The 13,761-nt window shown below is 41.5% G+C and carries 13 protein-coding genes; 4 read left to right on the top strand and 9 right to left on the bottom strand.

Translation table 11 applies throughout. From position 1 onward, the window contains the following. Nucleotides 1-35: 35 nt before the first annotated feature. The 3 genes from L6421_RS07435 to L6421_RS07425 form a co-directional block, all read right to left on the bottom strand. Nucleotides 36-584: a copper chaperone PCu(A)C gene (locus L6421_RS07435; RefSeq protein WP_237260985.1), complete on the bottom strand. Its 549-nt coding sequence runs from the start codon at nt 582-584 to the stop codon at nt 36-38. A gap of 74 nt (nt 585-658) precedes the next feature. Next, entirely contained in the window at nt 659-1,261 is a 603-nt protein-coding gene (locus tag L6421_RS07430) for an SCO family protein (RefSeq protein WP_237260983.1), read from the bottom strand. Between the two features lie 150 nt (nt 1,262-1,411). Next, a complete protein-coding gene (locus L6421_RS07425) occupies nt 1,412-3,448 on the bottom strand; it encodes a TonB-dependent receptor domain-containing protein (RefSeq protein ID WP_237260981.1) in 2,037 nt (678 codons plus the stop codon). A gap of 384 nt (nt 3,449-3,832) precedes the next feature. On the opposite strand from L6421_RS07425, the gene ilvA reads away from it, so the two are divergent. Continuing rightward, nucleotides 3,833-5,359: a threonine ammonia-lyase, biosynthetic gene (gene ilvA / locus L6421_RS07420; RefSeq protein WP_237260979.1), complete on the top strand. Its 1,527-nt coding sequence runs from the start codon at nt 3,833-3,835 to the stop codon at nt 5,357-5,359. 62 nt (nt 5,360-5,421) lie between these two features. Then, nucleotides 5,422-5,835: an alternative ribosome rescue aminoacyl-tRNA hydrolase ArfB gene (gene arfB / locus L6421_RS07415; RefSeq protein WP_237260977.1), complete on the top strand. Its 414-nt coding sequence runs from the start codon at nt 5,422-5,424 to the stop codon at nt 5,833-5,835. A 147-nt stretch (nt 5,836-5,982) separates the two neighbouring features. Here arfB and L6421_RS07410 read toward each other — a convergent pair whose 3' ends face one another. The 6 genes from L6421_RS07410 to purM form a co-directional block, all read right to left on the bottom strand. After that, nucleotides 5,983-6,726: a DUF4395 domain-containing protein gene (locus L6421_RS07410; protein ID WP_237260975.1), complete on the bottom strand. Its 744-nt coding sequence runs from the start codon at nt 6,724-6,726 to the stop codon at nt 5,983-5,985. A 315-nt stretch (nt 6,727-7,041) separates the two neighbouring features. Next, complete coding sequence (gene gshB, locus L6421_RS07405) at nt 7,042-8,085, bottom strand: glutathione synthase (protein ID WP_237260974.1); 1,044 nt, start codon at nt 8,083-8,085, stop codon at nt 7,042-7,044. Between the two features lie 319 nt (nt 8,086-8,404). Beyond that, the gene (gene dcd, locus L6421_RS07400; RefSeq protein ID WP_237260972.1) at nt 8,405-9,025 is read right to left on the bottom strand and encodes a dCTP deaminase; all 621 of its coding nucleotides are present in this window, start codon (nt 9,023-9,025) and stop codon (nt 8,405-8,407) included. Then, entirely contained in the window at nt 9,022-9,798 is a 777-nt protein-coding gene (locus L6421_RS07395) for a DUF3108 domain-containing protein (protein WP_237260970.1), read from the bottom strand. Before L6421_RS07395 ends, dcd begins: the two co-directional genes overlap by 4 nt. 50 nt (nt 9,799-9,848) lie before the next feature. Then, complete coding sequence (gene purN, locus L6421_RS07390; protein WP_237260968.1) at nt 9,849-10,502, bottom strand: phosphoribosylglycinamide formyltransferase; 654 nt, start codon at nt 10,500-10,502, stop codon at nt 9,849-9,851. 81 nt (nt 10,503-10,583) lie between these two features. Beyond that, nucleotides 10,584-11,633: a phosphoribosylformylglycinamidine cyclo-ligase gene (gene purM / locus L6421_RS07385; RefSeq protein WP_237260966.1), complete on the bottom strand. Its 1,050-nt coding sequence runs from the start codon at nt 11,631-11,633 to the stop codon at nt 10,584-10,586. Nucleotides 11,634-11,842: 209 nt separating this feature from the next. Between purM and L6421_RS07380 the strand changes: the two genes are divergently transcribed. Together L6421_RS07380 and hda are read left to right on the top strand one after the other, a co-directional pair. Then, nucleotides 11,843-13,021, top strand: coding sequence for a DUF2066 domain-containing protein (locus tag L6421_RS07380; protein WP_237260964.1), 1,179 nt, complete (start codon nt 11,843-11,845; stop codon nt 13,019-13,021). Then, nucleotides 13,021-13,728 carry a DnaA regulatory inactivator Hda gene (gene hda, locus L6421_RS07375; RefSeq protein WP_237260962.1) on the top strand — a complete coding sequence of 236 codons (708 nt, stop codon included), beginning with the start codon at nt 13,021-13,023 and terminating at the stop codon, nt 13,726-13,728. Before L6421_RS07380 ends, hda begins: the two co-directional genes overlap by 1 nt. Nucleotides 13,729-13,761: the final 33 nt, after the last annotated feature.

The raw sequence follows: 13,761 nt of genomic DNA, 5'->3' as shown, positions 1-13,761 counted from the left end.
ATCATTGACCGACGATTTTAACAGGAAATAGAAGATTAATGCATGTGCTCGTGACTATGCTCCATCATATGTTCATGATTGTGCTCTTCATTGTGCATTTCATTTTGCTCGTTCATCGGCATTTTGTGGTTCATGGTCATGCCTTTAATCGATTTAACAGGCATTGAAACGGTTTTGTGACTGCCATCCTCAAAGGTTAAATCCACAGACACTTCTTGTCCCATTTTAAGCGGCTGTTTAGGGCCAATTAACATGATATGTAATCCACCTGGCTTAAGTTCGGTTGTACCCGAGGCTGGGATTTCAATAAACTCTACTTTACGCATACGCATGACACCGTTGTCATTTGTATGAGTGTGTAGTTCAACCGTTTGGGCAACCGTTGAGTTAGCCGCTGTTAATTTGATTGCCTGAGCAGATTTATTTTCCAAAGTCATGAAACTTGCGCTGGCAGGCGCTCCAGGAGGGACTTCACGTGCAAAAGGGGCTGAAACATCAATATCATCCGCTTGGTTTGCCATTACCGCGAAACTGGCTAAAGAGGTGATTAGGCTTAAAGATAAAATACTAAGCGTTTTTTTCATGGGATTTCCTTGATTTTAAGAAATAAATAATAAACGTTGTGTCAAATGGATTGTAACCATCGACGGCCTTTCTATTAATGAATGTACTGTCTGATGGTTTTAATAAACATTTCAGGTGTAGTGGCATGCGGCAGCTGGTCTTGTAGCTTGCCGTCTAAATCGATGACATAAGTGAAGGCCGAATGGTCTACGGCATAATTGCTACCGTTGTTTGGGTCATCCACTTTTGCGTAAACGACACCATACTCCTTAGCAACTTGAGCAATAGTTTCGTCAGAGCTGGTTAAACCAACGATATTGGCATCAAAATAGTTGGCATATTCCTGCAAACGCTGCGGCGTATCTCGTTCTGGGTCGACTGACACAAAAATGATTTGTAAGCCAGCTTTTTCCTCATCGGTTAATTGCTGATAAGCGATCGATAAGTTTCCTAAGTTGGTAGGACAAATATCAGGGCAGTAGGTATATCCGAAATACAGTAAAACCAGTTTGCCTTTATAGTCGGACAGTTGTTTATTGCCGTCTATGCCGGTAAGAGTAAAGTTACCACCTTGCGGCTTACTGCTGGTAATGATTTTTGTTTCTTTATTGGTATTTTGGTTCAAAGGTTGAGCAATCCAAGCGGTTGCCAGGACGGCACCTAAAGCCAAAATGAAAATGATGATTTTTGAGTTCATATCGTACTCTTTGTAAACGTGAGTTGAAGCTGGTGAAAGTTTAAATGATTTACGCTATCTTAAAGCAAATAAAGCCATTCATCTGTCAAAAATGAATGGCTTTACGATTAAAAGCTAAATACGATTAGCTGTTCAATATTAATCTAGCGATTAAAATTTAGCATTCAGTTTGGCCCAAACTACACGACCTGGTTCGTAAACTTTGTAAGTCTTACCAGAAGCAGGATCAGTACGGTTCATATAGGTGTAATAGGCATGGTCAAACATATTGTCAACTCCGGCAGAGAGCTTAAACATTTTATTGATTTGGTAATTACCATATAAGTCAACGGTATTCCAACCTGGCGTTGCAAGCTCATTAAACTCGGCGTTGACGGAATCTTGATTAGTGGCAAAGTTAAAACGTGAACCTACGTTCCAGTTAGAAGCCGAGTAATCAGCAAACACACTACCGGAAAGCGGTGCGATATTGCTCAGATTGCGGTTGTCAGTTTCATTGGTTCCATTAGCAAGGCTTGCATTACCACCCAAGGTGATGTGCTGTGTCGCTTTAACCGTACCAGAGGCTTCAAGACCGAATAAAGTAGCATCTTTGTTTAGGTAGATAACCGTTTTGTCTGGTGAAACGCTCAAACTAGTGGTTTGATTTTTTGCATAGTCACGCAATATATAATCATTGACTTTGTCGTAGTAGGCAGAGATAGACCAGCTTGAATCTTTCTGATTTTGTGACATACCTATATCAAATTGATTATGTTGCTCTGGCTTCAAATCAGGATTACCAATCCAGTGGTCACCCATTCCTAGTTTATTCATATAAAGTTCGGTGGCATCTGGATAACGGTGAGTACGGCTAACACCAGCAAACACATTGATGTTGTTATCGTATTTTCTCTCATAACGTAATAAGGCATTGATATTGGCATCGTCTGTTTTGGTGTTCCCTGAATAATAATAAACACCGTTATAAACGTCAGTTGCTATATTGCCTTCATCTGTGGCAAGAGCGGCATCTTTAGCTTCTGTGGTAACCGAATCATAACGTAAGCCCATAACCAATTTTTGTTGGTTCTTGAAAAGTGATGTGGACTCTACAAAAGCGCTTTTAGTCTCTTGGATTGTATTTGGCCACATGAAGAATAAAGTATTACCGGTATTCATATTCGTCAACGTTGCCATTTTTTCAACAGACTCAAACTGGACACCATAGTCTAATTGCGTATGAGCAATCATACTTGTCAGTTTGATTTTGGCTCCTTTGGTTTGTACGTCGGAAACAGTCTCTCTTTTCATTCCCACTGGTGTTGCAGGGCGGAAAGAGAAATTGTTCATGACATGGTCAACATTCGAACTGTAGATGTCTGCTTCTATAGCTTGAATGTTTTCTGACAGATTTTTACCCTTATAACGTATACGAGTGGTTGTACCATCAGATTTAGGTGAGTCCATTGTAGAGCCAGCAAATAAAGCATCTTCAACTAGGGTGTTTTCATAGGAAAGACGTAGTTCATGGTTTTCATTCGGTGTCCATCCTAGATCGATGTGACCTTGCTGGCTTTCGTAGCTAGATTCAACGGTATTGTTGTTTCCATCTTTATAGTTATCAGCTGACTTTTTTGAACCTTGAAGAACAATGTAGCCCTTATCGCCACCTGCAGAAACCGTTGCATTGATGTCTTTAGTCAAGCCGTTGCTAGTCGTTCCTAAATTAATTTCACCGTTATAAGGTTTACCGTCTTCAAAAGTCGGTGCATTACGTTCAAAAAGCACCGTTCCACCGGTACCACCCGAACCATAAGTTACCGAATTAACGCCTTTTATGACCGTCACATCATCGAAACTGCTCATTTCCGCATAGGCGGTAGGAGGATCCATGCGGTTAGGGCAACCGCCTTCGATTTTGGCACCATCAATCAGTACATTCAGTTGGCTGGCCTGCTGGCCACGAATGACTAAGTCGACACCATGTCCACCCATGCGTGAGGCATCAACCCCCGGGATTTGACGAAGTGTTGTACCGGTTTCTGAGTTTCCTGTTTGCAGCAGTTTTTTTGCATCAACCGTTTCTTGCTGGGTAGCTTCTTGAGTAGATAGGACTTCTACGGGAGCTAAGTCTGTCGCAAAAGCATAGTTTGGCACTAAACAAGCCGATAAGATGGCAAGGGTAATCTTTTTGGGGGTAAACATGAAATAACCTTTAATTGAGAATTGCGTGTATTTAAATCGTTGCAGGACAAAAAAATCCATACTTTTGCTGAAGTTTAACCTAGATATGGGGTATATCCGTTATAAAATTTTTAGAAAGTTTTGCAGAATTGATAATGGTCAATTTTAAGTCGGTTTTATGGGCGTTTTCAGCAAAAGGCTTCTCAATAAGCTCCGTGTTTTTCACTCTTGAATTTACGGCGTTTAGGCCTAAAACTTAGAAGAAGTTTAAGTGTGTTGAATGTTATAATGCGGCTTATTTTCGTTTTAAAATTCAGACTTTTAATGGCCGGTTGGATCGGTTTATCTTAGCGGTTAGCTTAGCCCTTTATTAAAAGTTTAGATTCTTTTCAATTAGGAAACCGAATGCCTGAAGAAATTTTGCGTAAAGTGTTGACCGCGCCTGTTTATGACGTGGCGAAAGAAACCCCTTTAGAGTTAGCGCCATTACTTTCCAAGCGCTTACAGAATAATGTTTGGTTAAAAAGAGAGGATTTGCAGCCGGTATTTTCCTTTAAGTTACGTGGCGCTTATAACCGGATGGTTCAGCTTTCTGATGATGAGAAAAAAGCCGGGGTGATTGCCGCTTCAGCAGGGAATCATGCTCAAGGTGTGGCATTGGCGGCAGCAAAACTAGGGGTTGAAGCCACTATTGTGATGCCTGAAACGACGCCACCCATCAAGGTCAATTCGGTACGTGATTTAGGTGGTAAGGTGGTTTTGGTGGGCGACTCTTATGACCAAGCTTCCGCCTATGCCAAAAAATTGGTTGCGGAGCGTAAGCTTACTTATATCCATCCTTATGATGATATTGACGTGATTGCCGGGCAAGGTACGGTGGCTTTGGAAATGTTACGCCAATTCAGTAAACCGCTGGACGTTATTTTTGTCTGTGTTGGCGGGGGTGGATTGATTGCGGGGATTGCTTCGGTAATTAAACAGGTTTCGCCAAAAACCCGAATCATTGGTGTTGAACCTGAGGATGCGGCTTGTATGACAGAAGCTTTAAAGGCGAACCAACGAGTGATTTTGGAAGAGGTCGGGATTTTTGCCGATGGTGTTGCGGTCGCGCAAGTCGGGGAGATTCCGTTCAGAATCGCCCAGAGCTGTGTGGATGAAATGATCACCGTTAAAACCGATGAGATTTGTGCGGCAATCAAAGATATTTTTGAAGATACCCGCGCGATTGCCGAGCCTGCTGGGGCTTTGGCTGTGGCGGGAGCAAAGAAGTTTGTAGAAAAATACACGGTTTCTGGTTTGAATATGGCGGCGATTGTCAGCGGTGCCAATATGAACTTCGACCGTTTGCGTCATGTTTCCGAAAGAACGGAGCTGGGTGAAAAACGAGAAGCGATTTTTGCGGTAACCATCCCTGAACAGCCTGGAAGCTTTAAGAAATTTTGTGAATTGCTTGGTGGACGACGTGCCATTACCGAATTCAACTATCGTTTTTCAGATTCAAATAGTGCGGTGGTATTTGTAGGGGTCAGAACAGAAGGTGGGATTGCCGAACGTAATCACATTGTTTCCGAGCTGCAAAATAGTGGTTACCAAATTGAAGATATGAGCGACAATGAAATGGCAAAACTGCACCTACGTTATATGGTGGGTGGCCATGCAAAAGGAGTAGAGAACGAGCTACTTTACCGTTTTCAATTTCCGGAACGTCCAGGTGCATTGTTACAATTTTTAACGCACATGAGTGAAGAGTGGAATATAAGTTTGTTCCATTACCGTAACCATGGCGCGGCCTATGGTCGAGTGTTGGTTGGTGTGCAGGTTCCTCCGGAGCAGCATGCGGATTTTGAGGCTTACCTACATGAGTTAGGTTACCCATTTGTGAATGAGCAAGATAATACGGGTTATCAATTGTTTTTACGACCAACGAATTAAACTCAACTCTCTAAAAGTTGATTGGCATTTGGAGGGTGTCATTGAGTGATGAATAATGTCTGATGATTAAGATTTCTCACAATGTTTGCATAGCGGATTCCGAATTGGAATTTATTGCCGTTCGCTCGCAAGGGGCGGGTGGTCAAAATGTGAATAAAGTCTCCTCTGCAATCCATCTGCGTTTTGATATCAAAGCGTCCTCTTTACCTGAGTTTTACAAAACCCGTCTTCTTGAGTTGAAAGATAAACGAATCAATAAAGAGGGGGTGCTTGTCATCAAGGCTCAGGAGTTCAGGGAGCAGAGTTTAAACCGTGAGTCTGCAGTGGAGCGTCTGATTGAGTTAATCAAATCGGTGACGGTTGTGCAAAGAAAACGTATTGCGACCAAGCCGACCAAAGGTTCTCAAAAAAGGCGTTTGGAATCCAAGAATAAACGCAGTGAAATTAAAAGCTTACGTTCAAAAATTGAATATTAGTAAAGATTGAATATTAGTTTACAGTCTTAATTAAGCACTCTTGAATGTAAACAGGCCTGGTAGCTTTGTAAAGTTACCAGGCCTGTTTGTTTTGGGAGGGACTGTTTTTTCAACGACCGATTGCTTTGTCATTGATAGAGGTGGTCGTTAAGAATTCGCTGTGCCTTGCGATTGTTGACGCTCTGCATGTTTTCGAGCGATTTCATCCCAGTCAATGTTGTTACATTCGTGACACTCTTCTTTGATGATGCCCATCCATACCAGTAACGAGTGGACTTTACAGCCTACGCAAAAGCCAAGAATCGCTTCTAACCACATAAAACTCATACACACCCAAACTAGGTTTACAGGAATCCAGTAAGGCATAAAGTTTTCAGTAGTTGGTAAGGTTTCATCACCAAAAATCGCATTGACCCAGCCAGCAAAGACTTCTGGGTTAAAGAAGATTAAACATACCGTAATGAGCGATGCACCTATTGTCCAAGCAAAACGTTTCGGAACCAGTGGTTTCCATACAGGTGGCGTTTTACGCGCCAAAAAAGTGCTTAGATAGATAGTCGGTGAGAAACGAGAGGTGAATACAAACATGCCGGCAATCATTTCAAACAAGCCGTAAAACAATAACCAAGTTTGTACCGTGTAGTCGTAAGTTCTTTTAACGGCTTCCACCTGATAAATGATCTGATCATCCCAGTTGGTGTCATAGGTGTCTACCGCTGTATTGCCATCGACTACCCAGCTACTCGTATAGACAACATCATACAGGGTCAAGCCCATATAAAGAGGAATTAGTAGTAACATTCCTGCACGAATTCTCATCGCCACTTCATTGATGTAAAGCGGGGATTCTTTTGGATCTCTAAACCATAAGTTTTTAACGATATCGAGCATGCGTTGCTCCTTATTAAAAAATGAATTAACTTAATTCAACTGAAAAAGCGAGTAATCAGTGATTTTAATTTCGGCTTTTTAGTTTAAAGCGATTAAGTAGACCGTGAGAGTATTGCGTTTATTTTGCTAGGAATCAATTCAGTAAATTTAATCGGTCATCAAATAAGTTTTATCTAATATTCTGGTTTGCTAATATTTTTTGGGTGTTAAAGAATGGGAATGGTTGTTATGAATATACAAAGACCGCTTGATAGCGGTCTTCGATATTGCAGAAATAGCCAAGCTTGAATGGCTAGTCGTCAATAGATTAAGAGATTAAGATTCTGAATTTTTCAAATCATTTAAACGCTTAAGTAGATACTCAAGTTCAGCTCGTTTTTCATGTTTTTCATGGACTTTTTCTTCGATAAAGTCGACCACATTCAATTGTAGTTTTACTTTATCGAGTTTATTGATGTTGCTGATTCCACCTGGGTTAAGCACGTTAACCTCTAGGATTTTATCGCCAATCATGTCCACACCCACAAAATACAGACCATCGGCAGCTAGGCGAGGGCCTATTTTACGACAGACGGCCATCTGCGAGTCTGTCATCACATATTTATGGGCTGTGCCACCAATTTGGATATTCGCACGAATATCACCTTCTGGTGGTTTGCGGTTATAAGCACCAATAAACTTACCGTTTAACATCAATACACGAACATCGCCATGTTCAGCACCTTCAATGTACTCCTGGATGATGATGTAGTTTTCATCACCAGAACCATGAATATAGAAATCCAAAATGGAGTTGATATTGGATTGTGCATTTTTCTCCAAAACAATTACACCATGGCCACCAGAGCCGACAAGTGGTTTCAAGATGACTTTGTCCCCCGGCATTTCGTCAATCATCTGACGAATGAATTCTTTGCTTTTAGAAACGTAAGTAATTGGTAAAAAGCTGTTGCTCGGATCGTTGAAAGTGGTGGTATAAAGTTTGTTGTTTGCCTTACGGATACCATCGATGTCATTGATGATGATGCACTCGTTTTTAATCGAATCTAAGAAGTTATAGATGATTGGATCAATCGGTGGATCTTTACGGATCATAAAACTATCTAACGAATGCAACGGTGTTAAGACCTTCTTGAAAGTGACTTTTTTGTAAAATTGCACGATGTTGTCTGGAATCTTCTCCATGGGCTCAATGAACTTAAGCAAACCATGGGCGACATTGTTACGCACCGTTAAGTTTTCAGGATAGAGAATGGAAACCTTATGACCTCTTTTGAGACATTCACGGATAACAAGAATCGTTGAGTTTTTAGAGGGGTCGATATTTGCCCAATCTTCAATCATGAAGCCTATATGCATAAATATTCCTTAGCGTCTCGATGAATAACATCATTGTGGTTCAAGATTTACATGGATAAACACCCAATCTACTAGGTCGGGTAAATACCATCTTAAGCCATATTTAATGTTTTATGTAATGGTTTGAATTATGTGCGAAATTGAAAAAAAGTAAAGAAAAAATACGCCGATTAAGGTAATGCCGCTTAATTGTCATACGGATTTAACAAAATGGAATTTTTTATGAAATGCCTGGTTGCGGGAACTGATTGAAGGTGATTTTGGGCAAGTGTGAATCTTACTCGCCCTTTAAACCGGATGCTCTATAGCTACCCCGGTTTTAATTATTCAATAAATCCAGCTGACGGTCATGCAGTTTAGCGTCTTCGTTGATTCTGCTAGAGGTCGGACCGGATTGATTCTTGTATTTAGCATCAGCCCGTTTGTTGTAGGGTTTTGAAGCTGCGCTGGAAAGGGTTTCAAAGTTAATGGCGCAAATATCCATGCCTGGGCGAAGTGCCAATGGCAGTTTTCCACTATTGAAAATCTCCAACACAATCTGACCATGCCAGCCTGGATCGATTCTATGGGCGGTGACATGCACCATCAACCCCAGTCTTGCTAAGCTGGAGCGGCCATCCAACCAACCGACCAAGTCGTCCGGGATAGTGACCGACTCTAAGGTGGCTGCCAATGCCAATTCACCCGGGTGTAAAAAGAAAGCCTCATTTTCAGGAATCAGAATCTCTTCACCCATTACGGTGTCCATTATTTTTTGAACTTCGTCTTTTGGACCGCTTAAATCGATGTAAGGAGCGGTATGGTCATTAAAGACTCTAAAGCGATTATCGAGTCGTAAATCGACACTGATTCCCTTGATTTTGTCATGACTCGGCTCTGGGGTTACAGCGATTTTGCCAACTTTTAAATGTTGAATAATGTCTTTATCACTTAGTTTCATAATAGTTTTGGTGGCTCCGCAAGCGATAGGGTAATCGTTTTTTCGTCTTTATTTAAGATGCGTATTTTACCTGGAAAATAATTATATTTTGGTAATAACCACAACTCAATTTCAGCATGTTGACTGGTGAAGTGATATTTTACGGCATCTAAATTGTTATCGGCAAAATCCAATCCAACAAAATCATGTTGATTGGTGCTTTTTAAAACCAGCTTATCTTGGAAGTTGGTATCTTGCAGGGTAAAGTTTTGCAATGATGCGTTGTTCAGCTTAGCGTGTTGGATGGCATAGGCGATAGACATGACATCGAACAACTGAGGTTGCATAGGCCATTCACGGTTTTTTTCCGGGTAAATGACTTTATTCTGCTTAGGGTCTAGCTTTAAGTTGGTAACTTTCTCTTTGCTTTTACCGTCCTTATAGCTGATGCCTAATTTGTGATAGCTTTGCCAAGAGAGTGTATCTTGTGTCTGTTTTAGTTGAATGGTTTCGTGAGAAGAGTCTTTAAAGAACGCCGCTGCCAAACCAGAAGGTTTGGCATCACTTTTTAAGGTGCAGTTTCCTGCTGTGCATTGCATGCTGTGTTTGGCTTGACCAAGATTCAATCCCAAAGCCTGTACATTGAACTCGGCTTTGAAGTTTGGCAGTTCAGCCGAATAGGCAGACGGGGAGAATAACAAAGGCAATGCAGATAAAAGCGCAATCCCTAATTTAGCGGAACGATGAAGGCGGCTCTTTGCAATGCGTGTTTTGGATTGAAAAGCTTTAAGCATATAGCGGACTCCTTTTAGAAAGTCGTAAAAATATACTTGATAGCATAGCCTTAATCGAGCCGGTTTAACAATACCGGATGATGAAGACAGTTTTGATTTAACCAGGCCTGGTTATCTTTTAAGAAGAGTTTGTCTTCAGCAAACCACTGCACCACTAATGGATATGCAATGTGTTCCTGTTTATGAACCTTATCGGCCAAGCTTTGTTCGGTTTCACCCGTTTCAATATCCACCTCGGCTTGCAAAATCACCGGGCCACCGTCCAATTCAGGGGTGACGAAATGAATGCTTAAACCATGTTTCTTATCACCGGCTTCAAGCGCGCGTTGATGGGTGTTCAAGCCGGTGTATTTCGGTAGTAAGGAGGGGTGGATATTGAGCATTTTACCTAGATAGTGTTTGGTAAAGCCAGGAGTTAAGATGCGCATAAACCCTGCTAAAACCACCAGGTCGGCAGATTGGGCATCGATTGCGGTTTGTAATGCTTGATCAAAAGTCTCTCTATTGTCATATTCGGTATGGTCAACCACCAGGGTTGGAATATTGGCGTCTTGGGCGCGTTGTAAACCATAAGCGTTTGGGCGATTAGAAATCACCAAAACGATTTCATACAAATCGGCATGTGCTTTTTGATGGTCGATAATGGCTTGAAGGTTTGAACCGCTTCCAGAGATCAGGACTGCAATACGTTTAGGTGTTGTCATAGTGAAAGAATTTTAATCAAGAATTTCAAAGAGGGTTTATTGCATCGGATGGGAACCGATGCAATAGAGAAGATAAAAGGATTAACCTTGAACTAACTTAACCGTTGGTTCAGCTTGTTCTGAAGCTTCAATCTGACCGATAACGGAAACCGTTTCACCCATTTGAGTTAGGACTTCAATCGCTTTGTCTTGTTCAGCGGCATCCACTACAATCACTAAACCGATACCGCAGTTTAATGTACGGTGCATCTCTTCAAATTCAACGTTGCCGTTGGCTTGAATCCAATCAAATACCGCAGGACGTTTCCAGCTGTTTGTATCGATGTTTGCCATGGTATTGGCAGGCATAACACGAGGTAGGTTTTCTAGAAGACCACCGCCAGTGATATGTGATACCGCATGGATATCAACCGATTTCATCAGTTCCAATAAAGATTTAACATAGATTTTTGTTGGTGCCATCAACGCATCAATCAGAGGCTGACCATCCATGTCCATTTGCAAATCAGCGTTGCTGACTTCTAAAATCTTACGGATTAAAGAGTAACCGTTTGAGTGTGGTCCACTTGAGGCTAAACCAAGCATGACATCACCGGCCTTGACTTTAGTGCCATCAATTAAGTCCGCTTTTTCAACAATACCAACACAGAAGCCCGCTAGGTCATAGTCACCATCAGGATACATGCCAGGCATTTCAGCGGTTTCACCACCAATTAATGCGCAACCAGATTGTAGACAACCTTCACCAATTCCTTTAACAACATCCGTTGCCACGGGTAAATCCAATTTACCGGTTGCGTAGTAGTCTAAGAAAAATAGTGGTTCTGCACCTTGTACAATCAAGTCGTTTACACACATCGCAACTAAATCGATACCCACTTTATCGTGCTTACCGCTGTCGATGGCTAAACGTAATTTAGTACCGACACCATCTGTACCAGACACTAAGATTGGATTTTTGTATTTACTCATGTCCAATTCAAATAAGGCACCAAAACCACCTAAAGATGCAGGAACTTCAGGACGAGTAGTTGCTTTAGCGATCGGTTTGATCGCTTCAACTAGGGCATTACCAGCATCGATATCAACACCGGCATCTTTATAACTAATGGATTGTGTATTTGTTGTCATAATCTCAAATCTAACTTTTAAAAATAAATTGGTTGATTGTACGGCTACTTGTGTTTGGCAACATAAGCTTGGTACTGATTCGCGCTTTTGAGGGCGATAACTTGTTAAAGTAAGCAACCCTTGAAAAAAGCTGACCTTGTCAGGCAAAAGTCTGTACTGACTTTACGAAAAAATATTATGATATTGTAACGAAATTTTATGAGTCTTATATGAGAAGTTTTCAGCTATTATTAGTAATTATGAGTTTGTTGTTGGTACAACAAGTTCAATCCGATGATTCAATCGCCATGCCAGAGTCTTTTTTCAAGGTCACTTTACCTTATGACGCTTTACCCGATGCACCGCTTTCAACCGTTGAAAAAGGGGGCGTAAGTACCTCTAAAGCGAAAGATTTATTGGCCAATCAAACTCAGGCTGCTATGCAGGTTTTATTGTTACGCCTAACCGGACGTAACCAATTGATTCGCTCAAAAATCGGTCAAGATTACATTCAGCATGCTAAAAACTGGCTGGCAAGTTACTACATCAAACCTAGAATGGAAGATGGTGTCACTGTCGGACAAAACATCGAACTGCATTTTGATGCGGAACGACTCAAGAAATCCTTTAGTGAGCAGCATATCAAATTATGGGCGGTAAACCAGCGTCCAAAGACCTTGGTAATGGGAAGCTTTGTGCAGCAAGGACGTTTGGTCAAGTTGAACCAGGAGATTTTGGATTATCGAGTGGATGTCGACTATCGAACTTACCCCCAACAATTCGGTTTGCCGATAGCGATTCCGGAAGATAGAGGACAATGGGTTTTTCCTGTTGAAGTGAGTCCGGGTGATTCAAAGGTTCAAGAAATTCTTATCGCGGCTAATCAACATAACTTACTAAGTTTTAAGCTGGTGGCTTTAGGTAATTCCCAATATGAGTTGACTTGGTATTTGTTCGCCTTAAATGGTTCAAACATCGCGCAAAACAAATTAACGGGAAGCGATCGTCAGGCCTTGATGCAAGAGATGTTTGTTGCGGTGATGCAAGAGTATGTTAAGTTGTCGGCGGTAGAAAGCATTCGTAAAAACCACCTGTATTTAAATGTGCATCAGTTGACTTATGGTGATCAAGTCAATCAGCTTGAAGCTGACCTTACAGCACAGCAACCGATGATCCGTAAAGTCGCATTGGTGAAATTACAAGCGGATGAGGTACAGTTTGATATCGAATATCAAGGTGATTATCAGGCGGTTTTAAACTGGATGAAATCTTGGTCAAAAGTCTCTGTTGTTAACGCATTAAGCAATAGGCAAGAGATTGATGTGAATGCGCTTTATCAGCATTTCCATCCACAATTTAACAATAAATCTCAGTCGGATAGCTCGGCTGAAAACCCAAAGGTTCAATAATGTTTGTACAAATGCCACTTAAAATTGGTTTAAGAGATGATGCTTGTTTTGAAACCTTTGTGACCGAAAAAGAGTCATTAGCCTTGGCATTAAATGCTTTGCAATCCGCATTGATTAAAGACAGCGGCAGTGCTTACTATCTTTACGGTAATGGTGGTGTCGGTAAAACACACTTATTGCAGGCGGCCTGTCGTTTTGTGACCGAACACAATAAAACCAGTGTGTTCTTGCCGATTAGCGATGCTAGCCTACCGTTGATTGCCGATGTGTTAATGGGCTTGGAGCAGATGCCATTGGTTTGTTTGGATGATATCGACGACAAAATCGGTGATGCGAAATGGGAGTTGGCCTTGGCCAATCTGTTAACCAAGTCGAGTGTCCAAGGGCATACCGTGTTGCTGTCAGGCACAACGGCGATCAATGATTGGAATATCGTCACCCAGGAGCTGGCAAAAGCTTTAATGAACGTATTGCCGATTCAAATGCAAGGCTTAGAAGATAAAGCGGAAGTGGTTGTCGCTTTGCAGCGCCACAGCGCCAAAATGGGATTTGAATTACCCAATGAAGTCGGCAATTTTCTGATCAAACAATTTTCAACCGATCTACAAGAGTTACTGGCGGTATTAAAGCTTTTAGAACAAGCTACATTGGTTGAAAAAAGACGTTTGACGCTGCCGTTTGTGAAACAGGTATTAAAACAAAATTAGTCAGTCTTAATGAAATGACGGGTTTTGCAAAAA

Source organism: Thiomicrorhabdus immobilis (genome assembly GCF_021654855.1).
GTDB lineage: Bacteria > Pseudomonadota > Gammaproteobacteria > Thiomicrospirales > Thiomicrospiraceae > Thiomicrorhabdus > Thiomicrorhabdus immobilis.
This window is presented reverse-complemented; position numbering and strand designations above follow the sequence as displayed.